Source organism: Enterobacter sp. B79-1, assembly GCF_057444735.1.
The window spans coordinates 1568192-1589857 of the sequence record NZ_JBYAZJ010000001.1 but is presented as its reverse complement, the minus strand read 5'-3'; the positions used below and the strand labels follow the sequence as shown (position 1 = coordinate 1589857).

Annotated in this window: 19 protein-coding genes and 1 tRNA gene; 15 read left to right on the top strand and 5 right to left on the bottom strand. The window is 57.8% G+C overall.

Annotated elements, in window-relative coordinates; all coding sequences use genetic code 11:
• The first annotated feature begins 114 nt into the window (after nucleotides 1-114).
• From AC2T6E_RS07685 to AC2T6E_RS07630, 12 genes are all read left to right on the top strand, one after another.
• A tRNA-Arg gene (locus AC2T6E_RS07685) sits at nucleotides 115-191 on the top strand.
• Between the two features lie 359 nt (nucleotides 192-550).
• Nucleotides 551-1567, top strand: coding sequence for an iron ABC transporter substrate-binding protein (locus tag AC2T6E_RS07680; protein ID WP_108415756.1), 1017 nt, complete (start codon nucleotides 551-553; stop codon nucleotides 1565-1567).
• Nucleotides 1568-1591: 24 nt separating this feature from the next.
• Entirely contained in the window at nucleotides 1592-3166 is a 1575-nt protein-coding gene (locus AC2T6E_RS07675; RefSeq protein ID WP_182403167.1) for an ABC transporter permease, read from the top strand.
• A 1-nt stretch (nucleotide 3167) separates the two neighbouring features.
• Entirely contained in the window at nucleotides 3168-4199 is a 1032-nt protein-coding gene (locus AC2T6E_RS07670) for an ABC transporter ATP-binding protein (RefSeq protein WP_486691132.1), read from the top strand.
• A gap of 150 nt (nucleotides 4200-4349) precedes the next feature.
• The gene (yahO, locus tag AC2T6E_RS07665) at nucleotides 4350-4625 is read left to right on the top strand and encodes a DUF1471 family periplasmic protein YahO (protein ID WP_010428286.1); all 276 of its coding nucleotides are present in this window, start codon (nucleotides 4350-4352) and stop codon (nucleotides 4623-4625) included.
• Between the two features lie 215 nt (nucleotides 4626-4840).
• The gene (locus tag AC2T6E_RS07660) at nucleotides 4841-7024 is read left to right on the top strand and encodes a TonB-dependent receptor (protein WP_486691129.1); all 2184 of its coding nucleotides are present in this window, start codon (nucleotides 4841-4843) and stop codon (nucleotides 7022-7024) included.
• Between the two features lie 126 nt (nucleotides 7025-7150).
• A complete protein-coding gene (locus tag AC2T6E_RS07655) occupies nucleotides 7151-9124 on the top strand; it encodes a PhoX family protein (protein ID WP_486691127.1) in 1974 nt (657 codons plus the stop codon).
• Nucleotides 9125-9226: 102 nt separating this feature from the next.
• On the top strand, nucleotides 9227-10615 hold the full coding sequence (gene pheP / locus AC2T6E_RS07650; protein ID WP_089599394.1) for a phenylalanine transporter: 1389 nt from the start codon (nucleotides 9227-9229) through the stop codon (nucleotides 10613-10615).
• Nucleotides 10616-10871: 256 nt separating this feature from the next.
• Complete coding sequence (locus AC2T6E_RS07645) at nucleotides 10872-12110, top strand: MFS transporter (protein ID WP_120159066.1); 1239 nt, start codon at nucleotides 10872-10874, stop codon at nucleotides 12108-12110.
• A 15-nt stretch (nucleotides 12111-12125) separates the two neighbouring features.
• Entirely contained in the window at nucleotides 12126-13151 is a 1026-nt protein-coding gene (locus AC2T6E_RS07640) for a sugar phosphate isomerase/epimerase family protein (RefSeq protein WP_256459989.1), read from the top strand.
• Nucleotides 13144-14286 carry a Gfo/Idh/MocA family protein gene (locus AC2T6E_RS07635; RefSeq protein WP_486691124.1) on the top strand — a complete coding sequence of 381 codons (1143 nt, stop codon included), beginning with the start codon at nucleotides 13144-13146 and terminating at the stop codon, nucleotides 14284-14286. The genes AC2T6E_RS07640 and AC2T6E_RS07635 overlap by 8 nt, the downstream gene beginning before the upstream one ends.
• A gap of 75 nt (nucleotides 14287-14361) precedes the next feature.
• A complete protein-coding gene (locus AC2T6E_RS07630; RefSeq protein ID WP_108415764.1) occupies nucleotides 14362-15333 on the top strand; it encodes a LacI family DNA-binding transcriptional regulator in 972 nt (323 codons plus the stop codon).
• Here AC2T6E_RS07630 and AC2T6E_RS07625 read toward each other — a convergent pair whose 3' ends face one another.
• Complete coding sequence (locus AC2T6E_RS07625; RefSeq protein ID WP_010428305.1) at nucleotides 15334-16578, bottom strand: mechanosensitive ion channel family protein; 1245 nt, start codon at nucleotides 16576-16578, stop codon at nucleotides 15334-15336. It lies immediately after the preceding gene.
• A gap of 65 nt (nucleotides 16579-16643) precedes the next feature.
• Nucleotides 16644-18080, bottom strand: coding sequence for an MFS transporter (locus AC2T6E_RS07620; RefSeq protein ID WP_486691121.1), 1437 nt, complete (start codon nucleotides 18078-18080; stop codon nucleotides 16644-16646).
• Between the two features lie 107 nt (nucleotides 18081-18187).
• Between AC2T6E_RS07620 and AC2T6E_RS07615 the strand changes: the two genes are divergently transcribed.
• The 3 genes from AC2T6E_RS07615 to AC2T6E_RS07605 all read left to right on the top strand — a co-directional run bounded on the left by AC2T6E_RS07615 (nucleotide 18188) and on the right by AC2T6E_RS07605 (nucleotide 19793).
• Complete coding sequence (locus AC2T6E_RS07615; RefSeq protein WP_148400345.1) at nucleotides 18188-19057, top strand: helix-turn-helix transcriptional regulator; 870 nt, start codon at nucleotides 18188-18190, stop codon at nucleotides 19055-19057.
• A gap of 138 nt (nucleotides 19058-19195) precedes the next feature.
• Nucleotides 19196-19525 carry a type II toxin-antitoxin system RelE/ParE family toxin gene (locus AC2T6E_RS07610; RefSeq protein ID WP_182403799.1) on the top strand — a complete coding sequence of 110 codons (330 nt, stop codon included), beginning with the start codon at nucleotides 19196-19198 and terminating at the stop codon, nucleotides 19523-19525.
• Entirely contained in the window at nucleotides 19506-19793 is a 288-nt protein-coding gene (locus AC2T6E_RS07605) for a helix-turn-helix domain-containing protein (protein WP_182403798.1), read from the top strand. Before AC2T6E_RS07610 ends, AC2T6E_RS07605 begins: the two co-directional genes overlap by 20 nt.
• Before the next feature lie 36 nt (nucleotides 19794-19829).
• Here AC2T6E_RS07605 and nfsB read toward each other — a convergent pair whose 3' ends face one another.
• The 3 genes from nfsB to AC2T6E_RS07590 form a co-directional block, all read right to left on the bottom strand.
• The gene (gene nfsB / locus AC2T6E_RS07600) at nucleotides 19830-20483 is read right to left on the bottom strand and encodes an oxygen-insensitive NAD(P)H nitroreductase (RefSeq protein WP_108415769.1); all 654 of its coding nucleotides are present in this window, start codon (nucleotides 20481-20483) and stop codon (nucleotides 19830-19832) included.
• A gap of 120 nt (nucleotides 20484-20603) precedes the next feature.
• Nucleotides 20604-20936, bottom strand: coding sequence for an MmcQ/YjbR family DNA-binding protein (locus AC2T6E_RS07595; RefSeq protein WP_486691117.1), 333 nt, complete (start codon nucleotides 20934-20936; stop codon nucleotides 20604-20606).
• Nucleotides 20926-21516 (bottom strand): TetR/AcrR family transcriptional regulator, encoded by a 591-nt coding sequence (locus AC2T6E_RS07590; RefSeq protein WP_010428315.1) that lies wholly within the window; start codon nucleotides 21514-21516, stop codon nucleotides 20926-20928. The genes AC2T6E_RS07595 and AC2T6E_RS07590 overlap by 11 nt, the downstream gene beginning before the upstream one ends.
• Nucleotides 21517-21666: the final 150 nt, after the last annotated feature.

Here is a 21666-nt window from a genome sequence, read left to right as displayed (position 1 = left end):
TATTTACAATCAGCTAGCCGTTATCGATACAGATCGGGGAAAAGGCATTGACTCACCTGCCATTGACCGTATAATTCCACGCGTTTCACCACCGCGAAGTTCACTCTTCTCTGTGCGCCCTTAGCTCAGTTGGATAGAGCAACGGCCTTCTAAGCCGTAGGTCGTAGGTTCGAATCCTACAGGGCGTACCATTCCGCATTACTGTCTTTCCAGCATGTTCATTTTCGTCTGTTTTCACGCTCAACCCTCTGCTCTTTCCTGAGCCCTGTACCTATTGTTTCTTATCCCTGATGCGTTCCTTTAATTAACGGAATAATAAATAGAAAGCTAATTAAAACCTGTTATTTCCCGTCTTAAGGTTTTCTTAATCTTATATCCGGCTCGCTTTCTAAATTAGATTTTTATCACCTTAAATCCCGGCGTGAAGATATTTTCCACTTTTACGACTAAACTGGATTGATACTAATTATCATTAGCGTTTTTGTATGCTTTAATCCTGTCGCACAACCCCTTCATGGGTGAATCTCGTCGGTCTATTAAGGATATGTTCATGAATTCTCGCCTGCTGTCATGCTTCTCGCTTGCCTTGTTGTCTTCATCACTTTTCCTTTCTACACAATCAGTTGCTGCTGATAATAATCAGGGTATCGTTGTGTATAACGCACAGCATGAAAACCTGGTGCAGTCATGGGTTGATGGCTTTACGAAAGAAACGGGAATTAAAGTTACTCTGCGAAACGGCGGTGACAGCGAGCTGGGCAACCAGCTGGTTCAGGAAGGCAGCGCATCGCCTGCGGACGTATTTCTGACGGAAAACTCGCCGTCCATGGTATTGGTTGATAACGCTAAATTATTTGCGCCTTTAGATGCCGATACGTTAAAGCAGGTACCCGCGGAATTTCGTCCAGCGCACGGTCGCTGGATAGGCATCGCCGCGCGTAGCACCGTGTTTGTCTATAACCCGCAAAAATTAAATGAGACACAGCTGCCAGCATCGCTGATGGATCTGGCGAAACCTGAGTGGAAAGGGCGCTGGGCCGCGTCTCCGTCAGGCGCGGATTTCCAGGCGATCGTTAGCGCAATGCTGGCGCTGAAGGGCGAGCAGGCCACGCTGGACTGGCTCAAGGCGATGAAAACCAATTTCGTTGCTTACAAAGGTAACAGTACCGTGATGAAAGCGGTCAACGCGGGCCAGATTGATGGCGGCGTGATCTATCACTACTACCGTTTTGTCGATCAGTCCAAAACGGGTGAAAACAGCAAAAATACCCAGCTCTACTATTTCAAACACCAGGATCCGGGCGCATTTGTCAGCCTCTCTGGCGGTGGCGTGCTGGCATCCAGCAAGCATAAAGCGCAGGCGCAGGCCTTCATCAAATACATCACCGGCAAAGAAGGTCAGGAAAGCCTGCGTACCAACAACGCCTTTGAATATGCCGTCGGCGTGAATGCCGCGTCCAACCCGAAACTGGTTCCGCTGAAGGATCTGGATGCGCCAAAAGTGGAACCTTCCACGCTCAACAGTAAAAAAGTTATCGAGCTGATGACGCAAGCTGGCCTGCTGTGATCCTGAACGCAAAGTGAATGTCTTATGTCTGGTTTGAGTCTCGACATCGGTAAAAACCGCGTGCGGAAGCCTGTTCGCAGGCGTCCCGCGCTGCCGATGGTTGCGTTAGCTGTCTTGTTTTCATTACTGGCGCTTCTGCCTTTGGGCTTTATCATTGCCATCGGCATTGAGACCGGCTGGGAAACGATTAAGACGCTGGTGTTCCGCCCGCGGGTGGCTGAGCTGCTCAGCAACACGCTGTGGCTGATGGCGTTAGCGGTTCCGCTGTGCATTGTGTTGGGCGTGGCGATAGCCTGGCTGACGGAGCGCACAATGCTTGCGGGACGAGGCGTATGGTCGGCGCTGGCGGTGGCCCCGCTGGCGATCCCCGCGTTTGTGCAAAGCTATGCCTGGGTAAGCGTGGTACCGGGCATGCACGGCCTCTCTGCGGGGGTGTTCCTCTCCGTTCTGGCCTACTATCCGTTTATCTACATGCCGGTTGCGGCGGTGCTGCGCCGTCTCGATCCCACGCTTGAAGATGTCGCCGCTTCGCTCGGATCGCCTCCCTGGCGGGTCTTTTTCCGCGTGGTGCTGCCTCAGCTTAAACTGGCGATCTGCGGCGGCGCGCTGCTGGTGGCGCTGCACCTGCTGGCGGAGTATGGCCTGTACGTCATGATCCGCTTCGACACCTTCACCACGGCCATTTATGACCAGTTCCAGTCTACGTTCAGCGGCCCGGCCGCGAACATGCTGGCGGGCGTACTGGCCTTATGCTGTCTGGCTATCCTGATGCTTGAAGGCGTCACGCGCGGAAAAACACGCTATGCGCGGATTGGTGCAGGCGCCGCGCGCGAGCAGAAGCGCTGGCCGCTTGAGCCTGCTATGGCGTGGCTGGGACAGCTGCTTTTTCTGACGCTGGTGCTGCTGGCGCTGGGCGTACCCTTAATCGTGTTGTGTCGCTGGATCTGGCTGGGCGGCGTGGAAAACTGGATGAGCGCCGATCTCTGGCACTCGCTGCGCCAGACGCTGATGCTCGGCGTGGGCGGAGCGCTGCTGACGACGGCGTGCGTGATCCCCATCGCGTGGCTCGGGATCCGTTATCCACACCGTATTTTCCGTATGCTGGAAGGGTGCATTTATATCACCAGCTCGCTGCCGGGTATTGTGACCGCGCTGGCGCTGGTCACGGTGACTATCCACTATGCCCGTCCGATTTATCAGACGGAAGTGACGCTGTTCCTCGCCTACCTGCTGCTGTTTATGCCCCGCGCGCTCGTTAACCTCCGGGCTGGCATTGCGCAGGCGCCGGTTGAGCTGGAAAACGTGGCGCGCAGCCTTGGCAGCACGCCCGCTGAAGCGTTATGGCGCGTCACCCTGCGGCTCGCCGCACCGGGCGCGGCGGCGGGCGCGGCGCTGGTTTTCCTCGGCGTCAGCAATGAACTGACCGCAACGCTGCTGCTGTCGCCATTGGGAACGCGTACGCTCTCCACCGGCTTCTGGGCTCTCACCAGCGAGATCGATTATGTGGCTGCGGCCCCTTACGCCATGCTAATGATCCTTATCTCACTGCCGCTAACCGCCATTCTTTATATGCAGTCTAAAAAAATTGCAGGGCTATGACATGCTTGAATTAACGTCCATTTCGAAATCGTTTTCCGATGCGCGGGTGCTTGATAATGTGAATCTGAGCGTTGCACCGGGGAGCCGAACGGCGATTGTCGGGCCGTCAGGGTCGGGAAAAACCACGCTGCTGCGTATTCTTGCCGGATTCGAAACGCCGGACAGCGGGCGCATTGTCATGCAGGGACGCACGCTGTTTGATGAACACAATTTTGTGCCCGCCCATCTGCGTGGGATCGGTTTTGTCCCGCAGGAAGGGGCGCTGTTCCCGCACCTTAATGTGGCTGACAACATCGCCTGGGGGCTGGACGGCACGCGGGATGAAAAACGTCAGCGGGTGGACGCGCTGATGGAGAAAGTCTCTCTGGACAGGCAGCTGGCAACGCACTGGCCGCATGAGATTTCCGGCGGACAGCAGCAGCGCGTTGCGCTGGCCCGCGCGCTGGCCCAGCGTCCGTCAGTCATGCTGCTCGACGAACCCTTTTCTGCGCTGGATACCGGGCTGCGCGCCATGACGCGCAAAGCGACCGCCGACCTGCTGGCGGAAGCAGGTGTGGCCTCCATTCTGGTGACGCACGACCAAAACGAAGCCTTGTCCTTTGCCACCCAGGTTGCAGTGATGCGCGGCGGGCGCTTCAGTCAGGTGGGTACGCCTTACGAGGTCTACTCCCGGCCCGTTGATGAAGAGACCGCGCTGTTTCTTGGCGATGCGGTGATCCTGCCTGCCCAGCTCTCCAGCGGGTACGCGATGTGCGCGCTGGGTGAAGTGCCCACGGACAATGGCCGTGCGACAGGAGAGGGCAGAGTGATGATGCGCCCGGAACAGCTGCGCGTAACGGCATGCGCCCCGCATGAAAGCCCGGTCTCGATTATTGAGGTCGATTTCACGGGCCATTTGTCCACGCTCACCCTTGCCTTAGCCGGGCGACAGGAGCCTGTTGTTCTGAAAACGGTCAGTCAGGCTGGGTGGAACCCCGGTACGGCGGTGCGCATTGATATTGCGGGCGTCGCACGCGTTTTTGAATATTCTTAATATTCGTTAGTTATTTCATGCAATGGGTTGTTATAGAAGAATTTTCCTGTACGTGTGGAATTTCCTGAGATTCTCTACCATGCTCAATACACCTCATCATCGTGTGTGAGGCTTTTCGTAGTTGCTGATTAATCTCAAGGAAAAAAGGTTATGAAAAAAACGACTGCTATTTTGTTGGGAACCGCGTTTCTGTTTACCACTAATGCCTTTGCTGCAGAACTGCTGACGAAAAATGAATTTGAGAAAGTAGAATCACAGTATGAAAAAATCGGTACTGTTAATACTTCAAATGAAGTATCGATTGATGATGCGAAGAAAGAGCTGATTGAGAAAGCAGACAAACAAGGCGCTGATGTGCTGGTACTGACGTCCGGTAATACCAACAACAAAATTCACGGCACCGCCGATATCTACAAGAAAAAATAATGTTATTGCAGCCATCCCTGATGCGGGGTGGCTGTTCTCGTCCTGCTCCTCGTCATCATCCCTCCATTCTGATTAACCTCTTTTCGCGACCAGAATTGCGCGGTTACACTTGATAACGCATAGATAATGCGTATAGTTCTCATTTGCATTGCATTTACACCATTCTAAGGCCCGACCACGGGTCATTTTTGCGCGCACATTTAAACGAGTTAATTATGAACAACACCACAATGCATAAAACGCTGCTGGCGCTTGCCATTGGCGCAGTGACCCATTCCGCTCTGGCGGCGGATGAGAAAAAAGAGGACACCCTCGTCGTCCAGGCTGCTGCGGAGAGTGATTTCACCCCTGGCGGTGACCAGCTGGTGCCCGCCTTCCTCGACGGGCAGGTGGCAAATGGCGGACGCATGGGGATGCTCGGTCAGCAGAACGCCATGGACGTGCCGTTCAACATCATCAGCTACACCTCAAAGCTGGTGGAAGATCAGCAGGCAAAAACCATTGCTGACGTGGTCGCCAACGACGCGGGCGTGCAATTTGTTCAGGGTTACGGCAACAGCGCTGAAACGTTCCGTATTCGTGGCCTGAAGTTCGACGGCGATGACATGACCTTTGGCGGCCTGTCAGGCGTGCTGCCGCGTCAGGTGGTGGATGCCCAGATGGTCGACCGCATTGAGATCTTCAAAGGAGCCAATTCGCTGATGAACGGTGCGGCAAGCTCCGGCGTGGGCGGGATGATCAACCTTGAGCCGAAACATGCAGGCGAGACGCCGCAGGCAAAAGTGGGCGTCGACTACACCTCGGATTCCCAGATTGGCACCACGCTGGACGCGGGCCGTCGCTTTGGTGATAACGACCAGTTTGGCGCACGCGTGAACCTCGTTCATCGGGAAGGGGAAACCGGCGTGCCGAATGACCGCCGCCGCACCACGCTGCTTTCCACCGGCCTGGACTACAAAGGCGACCGCTTCCGCACCTCGTTTGACTTGGGCTATCAGAAGAAAACCTTCCACGGCAGCCCTACCAGCGTCAATATTTCAGGGGTGGATTTCGTCCCTGAGCCGCCGAAAAATGACCGCAATTTCTCGCAGAAGTGGGCCTACAGCAATATCGAAAACGAATTCGGGATGTGGCGCAGCGAGTACGACATCACCGATGGCTGGACCGCCTATACCGGTCTGGGCGCGCAGCACGCGCACGAGGAAGGCATCTACAGCGCGCCGAAGCTGGTGGACAAGAGCGGCAAGGCTACGGTCAGCCGCCTCGACACCAACCGCATCAGCGATTCCGTCAGCGGGATGGCGGGCATTCGCGGTAACTTTGACACCGGTTTTGTCTCGCACAAGGTCAACGTCGGGTATTCAGCGATGACCAAAAACGAAAAAATCGCGTGGAAAATGTCGGCGGCGGCGGATAACCCGACCACCAACATCTATCACAACACCGGCGTCGATATGCCGGACAGCACCAACTTCAACGGCTTAGGCGGAAAATACAGCGATCCGCTGACCAGCGGGCGCACCCGCACCCAGGGCTGGCTGCTGAGCGATACGCTGGGCGTACTGGACGACAAGCTGCTGTTCACCGCCGGGGCGCGCCATCAGAAGGTGGTCATTCGCGGCTACAACAAAATCACCGGGGCGGAAAACGCGGCGGACGGTTTCGACGGCAGCCGCTGGATGCCCACCTACGGCGTGGTCTACAAGCCGTGGGAGGAAATTTCCCTCTACGCCAACCACACCGAAGCGCTGCAGCCGGGCAAAACTGCACCTAACACCGCCACCAACTACGGCCAGAGCACCGGTATCGTTCACTCTAAGCAGAACGAAGTGGGCGTGAAGGCGGACTTCGGCCGTGTGGGCGGATCGCTTGCGCTGTTCGAAATCAAAATGCCGTCGGCAATCCTCGACGACAGCGGCCACTACGGCCTGGATGCCGAGCAGCGTAACCGTGGCGTTGAGCTGAACGTCTTCGGCGAGCCGATGCTGGGAATGCGTCTGAACGCCAGCGCCACCTGGCTGCAGGCCGAGCTGACCAAAACCAAAAACGGCGTCAATCAGGGTAACGATGCGATCGGTATTCCGAATTTCTACGCCGTGCTGGGCGCGGAATACGACATCAAGCCCGTTGACGGTTTGACAGCGACCGCTCGCGTGAACCACTCCGGCACGCAGTACGCTGACCTGGCAAACACCAAAAAGCTGGACAGCTACACCACGCTGGATCTGGGCATGCGCTATCGCTTCGCGGTGAACCACAATGCAAACCAGATGACCGTGCGCGCGGGCATCGACAACGTGACCAACGAGAACTACTGGGCCAGCGTAGACGATTCCGGCACCTACATCACTCAGGGCGAACCGCGGACCTTTAAGGTCTCGGTTGGCTACGAGTTCTAAGCGTTCCACCTCGTTATCCGGGGCATGGATGCCCCATCCTTCCGTTATCGTGTTATAAAATTGTAACAAAAGCTTCTTACACTGGTCGCCACATTCTTACCAATTGGCCAATGACAGGAAGCCGCTATGGGCAGACCCCTCAAATCCGTTTTCAAAAAAGAACATCGCGACGATATCGCTAACCGCAGCGCCAACCCGGTTTTCTCCGAGGTTGCCGAGGTGTTCCTTTCCCGCCGCCGTTTTTTGCAGATGGGCGCCGTCGCGGGGGCTGCCGTTTCATTCCCCTTTCTGATCAAACCCGAAAGCGCTATTGCGGCGGTATCGAAGCCTTCCACGCTGGCGAAAGCGGTGTCGCTTGGGTTTAGCAGCATCCCCGTTTCCACGGAAGATACGGTAAGGGTGCCGGAAGGCTATATTGCTCGCCCGTTTTATCGCTGGGGTGACCCGACGGGAATTAAAAACAACATGCCAGCCTTTAAGCCGGACGCCAGCAACACCACGGACGAGCAGGCGGTTCAGGCGGGCATGCACCACGACGGGATGGCGTGGTTTAGCCTGCCTCAGGGAGCGCAAAACCCGGAGCATGGGCTGCTGGCGCTGAACCATGAATACATCGACAACGGAATGCTGTTTACGGACGGCACCGCGAACTGGAACCTCGACAAAGTCCGCAAGGGGCAGAACGCGATGGGCGTGTCGGTGGTGGAAGTGAAAAAAACGGGCAGTGAGTGGCAGGTGGTTCGCCCGTCCTCTCTCGCCCGCCGTATAACCGTCAATACGCCGATGCAGCTTACCGGCCCGGCGCGGCATCAGCTCTTAGTGAAAACTGCCGCCGACCCGCAGGGGGAACGTGTGCTGGGTACCATGCAAAACTGCGCTAACGGCCATACGCCGTGGGGCACCTATCTCACCTGCGAGGAGAACTGGTCGGATATTTTTGTCAAAAAAACCGATCTTAACCCGCTGGAAAAACGCTACGGCATCAGCGACAGCGACGAGTCCTACCGCTGGAACGAAGTGGATGACCGGTTCAGCGTCGATAAAACCCCTAACGAACCTAACCGTTTTGGCTGGGTCGTGGAGATTGATCCCTACGACCCGACCTCCACGCCACGCAAACACACCGCGCTTGGCCGCTTCAAGCATGAGGGGGCGGCCGTCACGCTCGCCGCCGATAAGCGCGTGGTGGTGTATATGGGTGACGATCAGAAGTTTGAGTACATCTACAAATTTGTCTCGGACAACAAATACGATCCTGCGAACCGTGAAGCCAATATGCAGCTGCTGACGTCCGGCACGCTGTACGTCGCCAGGTTCAACGAGGAGGGGAGCGGCGACTGGCTGCCGCTGATCTTCGGGCAAAACGGCCTGGATAAAAGCAACGGATTTGAAAGCCAGGGCGATCTGCTGATTAAAACCCGCCTGGCGGCTGATGTTGTGGGGGCGACGAAAATGGATCGCCCCGAGTGGATAGCCGTCGATCCGCACGCCAGCGGCAGCGTCTACTGTACGCTTACCAACAACAGCGATCGCGGCAAGGAGGGCAAGGCGCCGGTCGATGCCGCCAACCCGCGCGCCAACAACGTGTTTGGTCATATTATGCACTGGCACGAAGACGGGGCCGATCCTGCCGCCGCACGCTTTAAATGGGATATTCTGGTCATGGCCGGGCGCACCGACGGCGACGATCCGAAGGCCAAAGGCTCCATGCAGGGCGCGGAATTTGGCAGCCCGGATGGCCTGTCGTTCGATCATCAGGGCGTCCTGTGGATCCAAACCGACGTCTCTTCCAGCACCATCAATAAGAAAGCGTACGAGGGGATGGGCAATAACCAGATGGTCGCCACCATTCCTGGAACCAATGAATACCGCCGTTTCCTGACCGGACCGCGCGGGTGTGAAATCACCGGCATTGCGTTTACGCCGGACAACCGAACGCTGTTCATTAACATTCAGCATCCGGGTGAGGGTGGGGATGATATTACCGATCCGGCCAATCCGCGCGCCGTCTCCAACTGGCCAGACGCCAGCCCGAACGGGCGTCCGCGATCGTCAACGGTGGTGATCGTCAAAGCGGACGGTGGGATCATCGGGTCGTGACCTTTATCTGCCGGGTGCATGCAGTAGCCCGGCGTTAAACTTGCTACCTCCAGCATGAAGTGTTAAAACGTGCCCCTTCTAAAAAAGAGACAGGGGTAGGGCGTGAAAGACGCGTCATCCGCTTCAGGCCATGGTAGCGCTGAAGCTTCGTCGGATCAGAATCCGACGCTGCAACGTGGTTTGCAAAATCGACATATTCAGTTAATTGCCCTTGGCGGCGCGATCGGTACCGGGCTGTTTCTCGGCATCGGCCCCGCCATTCAGATGGCTGGCCCTGCGGTTCTGCTGGGTTACGCTATCGCCGGGATTATCGCCTTCCTGATCATGCGCCAGCTTGGCGAGATGGTCGTTGAAGAGCCGGTTTCAGGCTCCTTCGCGCACTTTGCTTATAAATACTGGGGCCCGTTTGCAGGCTTCCTGTCCGGCTGGAACTACTGGGTCATGTTCGTGCTGGTCGGGATGGCTGAGCTGACCGCCGCGGGCATCTACATGCAGTACTGGCTGCCGGACGTGCCGACGTGGATCTGGGCAGCAGCCTTCTTCATCATTATCAACGCCGTTAACCTCGTCAACGTGCGCCTGTATGGTGAAACCGAGTTCTGGTTTGCGCTGATCAAGGTGCTGGCGATTATCGGCATGATCGGCTTTGGCCTGTGGCTGCTGTTCTCCGGTCACGGCGGCGAGCGGGCCACAATCGACAACCTGTGGCAGCACGGCGGCTTCCTGGCAACCGGCTGGAAAGGGCTGATCCTCTCGCTGGCGGTGATCATGTTCTCCTTCGGCGGGCTGGAGCTGATTGGTATCACCGCGGCTGAAGCGCGCGACCCGCAAAAAAGCATTCCGAAAGCGGTCAACCAGGTGGTGTACCGTATTCTCCTGTTCTATATCGGTTCGCTGGTGGTGTTGCTGGCGCTCTATCCGTGGGTGGAAGTGAAGTCCGACAGCAGTCCGTTCGTGATGATTTTCCACGATCTGAACAGCAACGTGGTAGCCTCGGCGCTGAACTTCGTCATTCTCGTGGCGTCGCTGTCGGTCTATAACAGCGGGGTTTACTCCAACAGCCGCATGCTGTTTGGCCTCTCGGTGCAGGGTAACGCGCCGAAGTTCCTCACCCGCGTCAGCCGTCGCGGCGTGCCGGTCAACTCGCTGTTCCTTTCCGGCGCGATTACCTCTCTGGTGGTGCTGATCAACTACCTGTTGCCGAAACAGGCCTTTGGCCTGCTGATGGCGCTGGTGGTCGCGACGCTGCTGCTGAACTGGATCATGATCTGCCTGGCGCACCTGCGCTTCCGCGCGGCGATGCGCCGCAAGGGACGCGAGACGCAGTTTAAAGCGCTGCTCTACCCGGCGGGGAACTATATCTGCATCGCGTTCCTGGGGCTGATTCTGGTGCTGATGTGCACCATGGATGAGATGCGCCTGTCAGCGATGCTGCTGCCGGTGTGGGTGGTGTTCCTGTTTATTGCATTTAAGCTCTCGCGCAAAAAGTAGCGCGGTTTTCTCCCTCTCCCTGTGGGAGAGGGCCGGGGTGAGGGCACCAGACCGCACCAAACCAGACCGCACCTGCCTTCACGCCCGGTGGCGCTTCGCTTACCGGGCCTACAACATCCCAAATCACCTCCAACCCAACCTTTATCGTGACCTCCCTCCCAATTCCGTTTCGATCCACAGGATCTTTATTTTGTAATCGATTACTTTTTATTTGAACTGTTTTGTAATCGATTACTTTTTCTGGGTGAGGCTCATCATGGTGTCAACAACTGAAAGTAGTGGAAAGGCGATAGCGCAGCACCGGCTGCTGGTGCCGCGACTGTCGCTGATGATGTTTCTGCAGTTTTTTATCTGGGGTAGCTGGTCGGTCACGCTCGGCCTGGTGATGACCCAGCACAACATGTCGCTGCTGATTGGCGATGCCTTCTCCGCCGGGCCAATTGCGTCTATTCTCTCGCCGTTCGTGCTCGGGATGCTGGTGGACCGCTTCTTCGCCTCGCAGAAGGTGATGGCAGTGATGCATCTCGCGGGCGCGGCCATCCTCTGGTTCGTGCCGGGGGCGCTGATTGCCGAGAACGGCGCACTGCTGATCGGCCTGCTGTTTGGCTACACGCTCTGCTACATGCCGACGCTGGCGTTGACCAACAACATCGCGTTTCACAGCCTGGCGAACGTGGATAAAACCTTCCCGGTGGTGCGCGTGTTCGGCACCATCGGCTGGATCGTCGCGGGCATTTTCATCGGCGTGACCGGCGTGGCGTCCAGCGTGACCATCTTCCAGGTGGCGGCGGCCAGTTCCGTGCTGCTGGCGCTTTACAGCCTGACGCTGCCGCACACGCCAGCCCCGGCGAAAGGCCTGCCGGTTAAGGTGCGCGACCTCTTCTGCGCGGATGCCTTTGCGCTGCTCAAAACCCGCCACTTCTTCGTCTTCTCCGTCTGCGCGATGCTGATCTCCGTCCCGTTGGGCACCTACTACGCCTATACCGCCTCATACCTGGCGGATGCCGGGATTGCCGACGTCAGCACCGCCATGTCCTTCGGGCAGATGTCCGAGATCTTCTTCATGCTGGTGATCCCGCTGCTGTTCCGCCGCCTGGGCGTGAAAGTCATGCTGCTGATTGGCATGCTGGCGTGGTTTGTGCGTTACGCCATGTTCGCGCTGGGCGTGAGCGAGGAGGGGCGCTTCCTGCTCTATATCGGCATCCTGCTGCACGGCGTGTGCTATGACTTCTTCTTTGTGGTGGGCTTTATCTATACCGACCGCGTGGCTGGCGAGAAGGTGAAAGGCCAGGCGCAGAGCATGATCGTGATGTTCACCTACGGCATCGGCATGCTGCTCGGCTCGCAGATTTCCGGCGCGCTCTATAACCGTCTGGTGGCGGGGCAAACCGTGCCGCAGGCGTGGGTGACATTCTGGTGGATCCCGGCGGTGGCAGCCGCGGCGATCGCGCTGATTTTCCTTCTCACGTTCAAGTATGACGATGACAAGGCGTAACGTTCAGGAGGTGGTATGAGGACGATGAAAGGACCCGGCATTTTTCTGTCGCAGTTTATTGGCGGGGAAGCGCCGTTCAACTCGCTCGACGGGCTGGCCGGGTGGGCAGCCGGGAAGGGCTATAAAGCGGTGCAGATCCCCTGCAACCATCCGCACATTTTTGATGTCGAAAAAGCGGCTGAGAGCCAGATCTACTGCGATGACATTACCGGCAAGCTGGCCGCGCACGGGCTGGTCATCAGCGAGCTGTCGACTCATCTGGAGGGGCAGCTTGTGGCGGTAAACCCGGTCTACAGCGACGCGTTTGACCACTTCGCGCCCGCCGCCGTGCGCGGCAACGATGCGGCGCGACGGGCGTGGGCGACGGAGAAGCTGAAGCAGGCGGCGGTTGCCTCGGCCAGGTTAGGCCTGAAAGCGCACGCAACGTTCTCCGGCTCGCTGGCATGGCCGTTTTTCTATCCGTGGCCGCCGCATAACGAGCAGCGTTTTCAGGATGCATTCGGGGAGCTGGCAGCCCGCTGGCGGCCGATTCTGGATGCGTTCGACGAGCAGGGCGTGGACGTTTGCTTTGAGCTGCATCCGGGGGAAGATCTGCACGACGGCGTGACCTTCGAGCGTTTTCTGGCGCGGGTAGATAACCATCCGCGCTGTAACATCCTTTTTGACCCAAGCCACATGCTGCTGCAGCAGATGGACTACCTGACCTTTATCGACATCTACCACTCGCGCATCAAGGCGTTTCACGTGAAGGATGCCGAGTTCCGCCCCAGCGGGCGCAGCGGCGTCTACGGCGGCTACCAGCCTTGGATCAACCGCGCCGGACGCTTCCGCTCGCTCGGTGACGGGCAGATCGACTTTAAGGGCATTTTCAGCAAGCTGACCCAGTACGACTATGACGGCTGGGCGGTGCTGGAGTGGGAGTGCTGCCTGAAGGACGGCGAAACCGGCGCGAGGGAAGGCAGCGAGTTTATCCGCCGCCATATCATCCCGGTCTCCGGGCGCGCGTTTGACGACTTCGCGGCAGGAGGCAAGCATGATTAACGTCGGGATTATCGGCAGCGGGTTTATCGGCCCGGCGCATATCGAGGCGCTCAGGCGCCTCGGGTTTGTGCAGGTGGTTGCCCTGTGCGACGGCACGCCTGTGCAGGCGCAGGAAAAGGCGCGAGCCTTGAATGTGCCGCATGCCTACGGCAGCGTTGAGGAACTGCTCGCGCACCCCGATCTGCACGTGGTGCACAACTGCACGCCGAACCACCTGCACGCGGAGATTAACCGCCAGATCCTGCGGGCGGGCAAGCACGTGTTTTCCGAAAAGCCGCTGTGCATGACCCCGGACGAGGCGCGCGAGCTGGTGGCGCTGGCGGAGCAGGCGGGCGTGGTGCACGGCGTGAGCTTTGTCTATCGCCAGTTTGCAATGGTGCGCCAGGCGGCGAGCATGATGCGCGCGGGCGATATCGGACGGCTGTTCGCCTCGCACGGCAGCTATCTGCAGGACTGGATGCTGCTGGAAACCGACTACAACTGGCGGGTGGATGCCGCGCTCGGCGGCGCATCGCGCGCGGTGGCGGACATCGGCTCCCACTGGTGCGACACGGTGCAGTTCGTCACCGGGCGACGCATCACCGAGGTGATGGCCGATCTCGCCATCGTCTGGCCGACGCGCAAAGCCAGCGTGTCGGGCAATCAGACCTTTACCCACGATGTGCACGCGCAGTATGAAGACAAGCCGGTCACCACCGAAGACTTCGGTTCGGTGCTGTTCCGCTTCGACGACGGCAGCAAGGGCAGCCTTAGCGTCTCGCAGGTGAGCGCGGGGCGCAAAAATCGCCTGACGTTTGAGATCAACGGCAGCGAGCGATCGGTGGCGTGGGATCAGGAGATCCCGCAGCGGCTGTGGGTCGGCCATCGCGCCCAGGCTAACCAGACGCTCACCGACGATCCGGGCCTGATGAACCCTGACGTGGCCGACAGCGCCCACTTCCCCGGCGGGCATATCGAAGGCTGGCCGGACGCCTTCAAAAACATGATGGCGCAGTTCTACCACGCCGTGCAGGCGGGCGCGATGCCGGAAAACCCGCCGTTTGCAACCTTCTACGACGGCGCAAACGTGATGTATATCATTGATGCGATAGTGAAAAGCCATCATCAGCAGCGCTGGGTGTGCGTGGCGTATTGACGCGTTGCCCGGTTCGCCGGGCAACCGTTTTATGGTAGCCTGCACAAAACGCTAACCGCAGGATGTGTCGTCGCTATGTCAATTCAGAAAATCGCTCAGCTCGCCGGGGTCTCCGTGGCGACGGTTTCCCGCGTGCTCAACAACAGCGACACCGTGAAGGCGAAAAACCGCGAGCGCGTTCTGCAGGCGATCCAGGAGAGCAACTACCAGCCGAACCTGCTGGCGCGCCAGCTGCGCACCGCCCGCAGCTATATGATCCTGGTGATGGTCTCCAACATCGCCAACCCGTTCTGCGCCGAGGTGGTGAAGGGCATTGAAGAAGAGGCGGAGAAAAACGGCTACCGCATTCTGCTGTGCAACTCCGGCTCGGATATCGAACGATCCCGCTCGGGTTTAAGCCTGCTCTCCGGCAAAATTGTCGACGGCATTATCACCATGGACGCCTTCTCGAAGCTACCGGAACTGGCCGCGCTGATTGGTGCCGCGCCGTGGGTGCAGTGCGCAGAATACGCCGATGCGGGCGCGGTCTCCTGCGTGGGGATTAACGACGTCGATGCCTCCCAGCATGCCGTCAGCCAGCTGGCCGAGAGCGGCCGTACGCGTATCGCGATGATCAACCACGACCTCAGCTATAAATATGCCCGCCTGCGCGAGCGCGGCTACAAGAGCGTGATCCACCTGAAGGATCTGGACTATCAGGCGGTGGAATACGCCAGCGATCTCAGCTCGCGCGCCGGGATGGCGGCGATGGAAAATCTGCTGAAAGAGAACCCGCCGGACGCGGTGTTTGCGGTATCGGACACCCTGGCCGCAGGCGCGCTGCGCGCGATTCAGCAGGCGGGGCTGCGGGTGCCGGAGGATATCGCGGTCGTGGGGTTTGACGGCACCGAGCTGGCGGACATGATTTCGCTCACCACCATCGAGCAGCCGTCGCGGGATATCGGGCGCAAGGCGGTCGATCTGTTGCTGAACAAAATCGACAACCCGGATGCGCCCACGGAAAGGGTGATGATGGACTGGCGCTTTATTTCCCGCGCCAGTACCTGATTATTTTGCGATAACGCCCGCCAGGGAGCGAATATCGTTCCCGGTTGGCGACTGGTGAATACGCAGACCGAATTCATCCACTACCGCAAAAATATGGTCGAAGATGTCGGCCTGAATTTCCTCATATTCTGCCCAGATCACCGTGTTGGTGAAGGCGTATATTTCAATCGGCAGGCCGTTGGCATCCGGCGCGAGCTGGCGCACCATTAGCGTCATATCTTTGCGAATGCGCGGGTGGTTGCGCAGATATTCATTCAGGTAGGCGCGGAAGGTGCCGATATTGGTCATCTTGCGCAGGTTTAATATCGATTCCCCTTCACCGTTCTGCTGATTCCACAGGTTAATCTCCTCATGACGCGCGGCCAGATAAGGCTTCAGCAGCTTCGCCTGAATCAGCTTCTGCTGCTCCTGCTCGTCGAGAAAATGAATGCTGGTGGTATCGATATTCAGGCTGCGCTTAATGCGTCGACCGCCGGAGGCCGACATGCCGCTCCAGTTGATAAAGGCGTCGGAGACCAGCGCCCACGTCGGAATGGTGGTGATGGTGTTATCAAAATTGCGCACTTTTACGGTGGTCAGGCCGATGTCCGTCACCGTGCCGTTGGCACCGTATTTCGGCATTTCCAGCCAGTCGCCGAGCTTCAGCATGTCGTTGGCGGAGAGCTGAATGCCCGCCACCAGTCCGAGTATCGGGTCTTTAAACACCAGCATCAGAACGGCGGCCATGGCACCCAGACCGCTGATCAGAATCGCCGGGGACTGGCCGATCAGCAGGGAGATAATCAAAATCCCCACCAGGATGGCGCTCACCAGCTTGATGCCCTGGAAAATCCCTTTCAGCGGCAGCTGCGACGCGGTGGCCATTTTCTGGGACAGATTGAAAATTACGTCCAGCAGCGAGAAGAAGGAGAGCAGGGCATACACCATCACCCACAGCTTCGCGCAGGTGGTGAGCATTTCCGCCGCTTCGCTGCCTTTTTGCAGCCACAGTACCGCCTGAACGTTGACGATTATCCCCTGTAGGGTAAAGGCCAGACGGTGAAATAACTTATTCTGGGTAATGATCTGCAGCCACAAATGGCTGCTGGCCTGCGCGCGTTTTTCGAAAGCGCGAAGCACCAGCTTGTGCAGAATAAAATGAACCACGATGGCGGTAAGAAAAATAATACCAAAGATAATCACTAGCGAGGTGGTGTGATTAATTTCAATCCCTAACTCTTCAACCTGAGCAATTAATTCCTGCATAACGTCTCCTGTATTGATGCAGCCCCATAATGGCGGCTGCGGATCTATTATGCAAATTCACAGGCTTATTTGGCGGCCTGACAGACCTTCACCCCGGGTAAACAGAGGTGATGACGCATGCGCAGCGTCGCCAGCGCCAGCACCACCATCATCACCGTTTCCACCGTCAGGAAGACGTTAACCGCCTGAGTGTAATCCCCGTGATGGTTTTGCAGCGCGTGTAGCAAAATCGCCCCGAAAATGGCCGGACCCAGCCCCAGCGCGGCCTGCTGCAGCGTGCTGAGAATGGCGCTCGCGGCACCCGCATCATCGGGCTGAATATCGCGCATCCCGATGCGATAGAAGCTGTTCACGATCAGCGCCTGCCCGTAGCCGACCAGCCCGGTCGCAGGTGCCAGCGTCAGGGCGGTGTTATCCATTCCCCACACCCGGAACGTAACAATCAGCGCCAGCAGACCGGTAATCTGGATCGCCAGACCTGTCAGCAGAATGGTGCTGGTGCTGTAGCGGGCGATCAGCCGTGGGGCAAACCATGCGGAGATAAAGTAGGTCACGCCCAGCGCGATAAAACTGTTCCCGGACTGCCACGGCGCCATGCCAAGGCCGGTCTGCATGGTCAGTGCCATGCAAAACATAAACCCGGACCAGACGCTGAAAAAGAGCATCGCGATCAGCACGCCAAAACGGATGCTGCTGAGCTGCATCAGACGCGGCGGGATCAGCGGGTGCGCATCCTCACGCTCTTTTTTACGCGCGTTCAGCACCATCAGCCAGGCCAGTGGAATAATGGCCAGCAGCGCAGCCTTCAGCGGCCACGACCAGTGCCACTGCGGGCCAAGCGCCATCGGGAACAGGAGGCAGCAGAGGATCATCGCCAGCAGCACGGTGCCGGTCCAGTCAATGCGTGACGGGGTATCGCGACGGGTTTCCGGCACGTAGCGGCGGCTCAGTGCCAGCACCACCAGACAAATCGGCACGTTGATGAAGAAAGCGTTCCGCCAGCCCAGCCCGGCGATATCCGCCGATACCAGCCAGCCGCCGCCCATCTGGCCGACGATAAACGCAATTCCGCCGATGCCGCCGAACAGGCTAATCGCTTTCGCGTGGGCGGTGCCTTTTAGCGTGACGTGCAGCGTCGCAAGAATTTGCGGCATGATCAGCGCCGCGCCTGCGCCCTGAACGATACGCGCTGCCAGCAGCTGTTCGATGTTTCCCGCCATGCCGCACAGCAGCGAGGCCAGGCCAAAGCTCGCCACGCCCCACATAAACAGGCGACGGCGGCCAACGTTATCCCCCAGCTTGCTGCCGAGCGCCAGGCAGACGGCGAAGGCCACGCCGTAGAGCGCGACGATCAGCTCCAGTTCTGTAGCGGTGGCGTGCAGTGAGTGGGTGATGGAGTCCAGAGCGACGTTGGTGATTGAGGTATCAATCAGCGGCAGCATCTGGCCGGTTAACAGCAATATCAGGCCTGCTCGGCCCGGTGAAACAACTGACGTATTCATGGGATCTCCATTGCGTCATTCATCAGATGGTCGTAGCATCAACCATCTGATAAACGGGTACCAGTTCTTGCTTATACTGGTACTGGTACTACCATGCAGGGGGATTTATGGCCTTGATGTCTGAACCCGTCGTCTCACTTCAGGATGACACCCGAAAACAGCTGGGTGCTTTTTTACGCGCACGACGCGAAAGCCTCGACCCCCAGCGTCTCGGCTTGCCGCGCAGCGGTCGCCGCCGCACGCCGGGTCTGCGCCGTGAAGAGGTGGCGATGCTGGCAGACGTGGGCGTGACCTGGTACACCTGGCTTGAGCAGGGCAGGGACGTCAACCCGTCGAGCGCGGTGATGGCGGCCGTGGCGAAAGCCTTGCAATGCACCCCAACCGAGGCCCGACACCTGTTTGTTTTAGCCGGTTTGCCGCCGGGTGAAGCCCCGCAGGCGGTCTGCTGCGAGGGCATCAGCGAAGGCACGCGCCGCCTGCTTGATACCCTGCTGCCAAAACCTGCCAGCATCCAGAAGCCCAACTTCGATATCGTGGCGTGGAACGACAGTTTTGGTCATCTGATGGGTGTCGATTTTAATGAAATCCCGCCGGAAGACCGCAACTGTATTTACCTGTTCCTCACCCACCCGGCGTGGCGCGCGCGGCTCGGCAGACGCGACGACGTGCTGCCGATATTTGTCTCCTATTTCCGCGCGGCGATGGCCGAGCACCGGGGCGACCCGCTGTGGGAAGCGAAGCTGGCGCGCTTCTTTGCGGTGTCCGAAGAGTTCAAAACCCTGTGGCACCAGCGCAACGACGTGCGCGGCGTGGAGAACCAGCTCAAGCTGTTTACCCATCCCGAGCTGGGGGATTTTACGCTGCAGCAGATGTACTGGTACTCCGCGCCGCGAAACGGCTCGCGGCTGCTGGTCTATTTACCGGTGGATGAGGCGGGGGAAAGGGCGATGGCGTGGCTGGCGGAGCAGGGGAAATAAGATTTTTGCGTGGTGCTTTCAGGGAGTTAATGCTGATCCGGTGATGTTTGCTAAAAGCAGGTAAGGTAAACATGAAAGGCAAAATTAGCCTTTAATGCAAATTGCCTTATATGCTAATATCATCAGGGATGAATAACCGTGTTCAGACTCATCGTTCATAAGGCAGTCAGAGAAGAGATCCTCTTACTGCCCGCTGGGGTAAAGGCGAAGCTGATTCGCCAGCTTGATAAATTACGCGCTAACCCGACAGCACTGCGGGAACCTGACAGCAAACCCTTACCGCATGGTTTGTTCGAAATCAGAACCGTCGGGCTGATCCATACTCGGGGGATTTACGTTTATCAGCGGGACAAGACAATTTTTCTGCTGCGAGTGTTTATCAAGAAAACGCAAAAAACGCCCTCCGCTGAACTTCGTCTGGCACTGAAGCGACAACAGGAGATGTTGGATGAGCAAGAAGATTATTGACTGGGATGAACTCCGATCTGAGCTGTTAAGCGATTCAGAGGTACAGGCCTCTTTTGATGCTGAAGAACGAAAAGAGCGCTTGCGCGAAATGTTGGCGCAATGGCGAAACCAGGCCGGTCTGACGCGCGCACAGGTGGCGGAGCGAATGGGCGTCAGCGCACCCACCGTATCAAGAATGGAAGCGAATATAACCCGGGCGAGTCTTGATACCTTAACGCGTTATGCACTGGTGTGTGGGGTTGAACACCCGCAGATTACGCTCTATTGAAAACAGGCACGCCGGTAACGGGCGCGCCTGTAGAGATTAGCACTCAGTCACAATCGTGCTCAGCGGCAGGCGTGACTTCGGCAGCGTGGCGTTGAAATCTTCCACGCTGTGGTGCCCAACCGGCACCACCACCAGGCTGGTGAAGCCTTTCTCTTTCAGACCAAACTCTTCGTCGAGGATCGCCGCGTCAAAGCCTTCAATCGGCACCGCGTCCAGACCCAGCGCGCCCACGCCCAGCAGGAAGTTGCCAACGTTCAGGTAAACCTGTTTCGCCATCCACTGGTCGTCATCTTTCAGATCCACGCGGTGCATGTCGGCGAAGTAGTGGCGGCCTTTATTGTTGGCAGCTTTGGCTTCCGGCGTGTTGAAACGGCCATCGGCCTCTTCCTGATCGACAACGCGCTCAAGCCAGGCATCGTCCATCGCGGTTTTCGCGCAGAACACCACTACGTGAGAAGCATCCAGCATTTTGCGTTCGTTGAACACATAGGTGCCCGCAGCGGATTTCGCCACGCGCGCTTTACCTTCCTCGGTGCTGGCAACAATAAAATGCCAGGGCTGGGAGTTGGTGCTGGACGGGCTGTACTGCAGCAGGGTTTTGATTTTTTCCGCTTCTTCAGCGGTCAGTTTTTTGGCTGGGTCGAACGCCTTGGTAGAGTGGCGTTTCAGGGCGACAGAAATGATATCCATAACAACTCCTGGTGATGAAATTCGCCCGCTCGCGGGCGCGAAAGGAAAGCAGAGTAACGCGCGAAGCGGGAAAAGATAAGGGCGATTCGAGCGCTTAATCTGTTCGGCTTAGCCGAACAATCAGGCCCGGCGTATCCGTTTCTGATCTTTTTTCGGCAGCTTATCGACCACCTCAGGCGTGATGTCATCGGTGCCGTAGAGTGAGATCCAGTGCTTTTTATTCAGGTGATAGCCAGGTTCAACGCCGCGATAAATCTGCTGATTCAACAGCGATTTTTCCGGATCGGATTTCAGGCTGACGTGAGGGCGTCCGCGTACAACCGCCATCAGCATAAAAATCTTTCCACCTACTTTAAACACGTCGTACTCGGGGCCGAACGGCCAGCAGTGTTCGGTGAAAGGCATCTCCAGCGCCACGCGTTTCGCGTGCTCCTGCAAGGACTTACCGTCCATCGCTATCCTCCTGAGCCAGCCCGCGCCACATGGCCTCAAAACCGAGCGCTTTAAAATCGACGGCGCGGGACGGATCGCGGGTAGCAAATTCCATTGTGGTTTCGGCCAGCGATAAGAAAATCGCATCGCCAAAGGTTTTAAATTCGTCGGACATAAACACCTGGCGCACCGAACGGCGGCACAGCTCGTGCAGCTCCGGGAACATATCTTTCACGGCCTGCTCCGTCTCGGCGTTGATCTTCTCACTGACGCCCAGCTGGCGAATGGCGGCGTGTGCGAGAGGGTTTTTGATCCCCCAGTCGACATAGCTGTTCCAGATGTTACGCGTATGCTCTTTTGGGCTGGTGAGTGAGCGATCCAGATTAGACAGCATCGCCTGGCAGAGATCCTGCTTCAGGTGGAGGTAAAGGGCATTCAGCAGATCGTCTTTGGTCGCAAAGTAGCGAAACAGGGTGCCTTCGGCGACGCCCGCATTACGGGCAATGAGCGCCGTTGAGGCGGCAATTCCCGACTGCGCAAACGCAGCGGTTGCTGCTTCCAGTAAGGCCTGTTTTTTATCTTCACTCTTCGGACGTGCCACTCAATTCTCCCCTTTGTCAAATGTAAAAAAACGTATTGAAGCATGCGGTTCATACCGCTGCAACGCGGAATGTCAAAGATCGAAAACGTCTTGACGATATATTCATCATATCTAATAATGAGTGCTTACTCACTCATAATCAAGCTTAAC

Bases quoted from the DNA above. Each gene is read 5' to 3' on its own strand.
- AC2T6E_RS07670 (WP_486691132.1), top strand. From the start codon at position 3,168: ATGCTTGAATTAACGTCCATTTCGAAATCGTTTTCCGATGCGCGGGTG.
- AC2T6E_RS07680 (WP_108415756.1), top strand. From the start codon at position 551: ATGAATTCTCGCCTGCTGTCATGCTTCTCGCTTGCCTTGTTGTCTTCA.
- AC2T6E_RS07640 (WP_256459989.1), top strand. From the start codon at position 12,126: ATGAGGACGATGAAAGGACCCGGCATTTTTCTGTCGCAGTTTATTGGC.
- AC2T6E_RS07635 (WP_486691124.1), top strand. From the start codon at position 13,144: ATGATTAACGTCGGGATTATCGGCAGCGGGTTTATCGGCCCGGCGCAT.
- AC2T6E_RS07625 (WP_010428305.1), bottom strand. From the start codon at position 16,578: ATGCAGGAATTAATTGCTCAGGTTGAAGAGTTAGGGATTGAAATTAAT.
- AC2T6E_RS07595 (WP_486691117.1), bottom strand. From the start codon at position 20,936: ATGGACGGTAAGTCCTTGCAGGAGCACGCGAAACGCGTGGCGCTGGAG.
- AC2T6E_RS07605 (WP_182403798.1), top strand. From the start codon at position 19,506: ATGAGCAAGAAGATTATTGACTGGGATGAACTCCGATCTGAGCTGTTA.
- AC2T6E_RS07675 (WP_182403167.1), top strand. From the start codon at position 1,592: ATGTCTGGTTTGAGTCTCGACATCGGTAAAAACCGCGTGCGGAAGCCT.
- AC2T6E_RS07645 (WP_120159066.1), top strand. From the start codon at position 10,872: ATGGTGTCAACAACTGAAAGTAGTGGAAAGGCGATAGCGCAGCACCGG.
- AC2T6E_RS07655 (WP_486691127.1), top strand. From the start codon at position 7,151: ATGGGCAGACCCCTCAAATCCGTTTTCAAAAAAGAACATCGCGACGAT.
- AC2T6E_RS07660 (WP_486691129.1), top strand. From the start codon at position 4,841: ATGAACAACACCACAATGCATAAAACGCTGCTGGCGCTTGCCATTGGC.
- AC2T6E_RS07615 (WP_148400345.1), top strand. From the start codon at position 18,188: ATGGCCTTGATGTCTGAACCCGTCGTCTCACTTCAGGATGACACCCGA.
- AC2T6E_RS07620 (WP_486691121.1), bottom strand. From the start codon at position 18,080: ATGAATACGTCAGTTGTTTCACCGGGCCGAGCAGGCCTGATATTGCTG.
- AC2T6E_RS07630 (WP_108415764.1), top strand. From the start codon at position 14,362: ATGTCAATTCAGAAAATCGCTCAGCTCGCCGGGGTCTCCGTGGCGACG.
- yahO (WP_010428286.1), top strand. From the start codon at position 4,350: ATGAAAAAAACGACTGCTATTTTGTTGGGAACCGCGTTTCTGTTTACC.
- nfsB (WP_108415769.1), bottom strand. From the start codon at position 20,483: ATGGATATCATTTCTGTCGCCCTGAAACGCCACTCTACCAAGGCGTTC.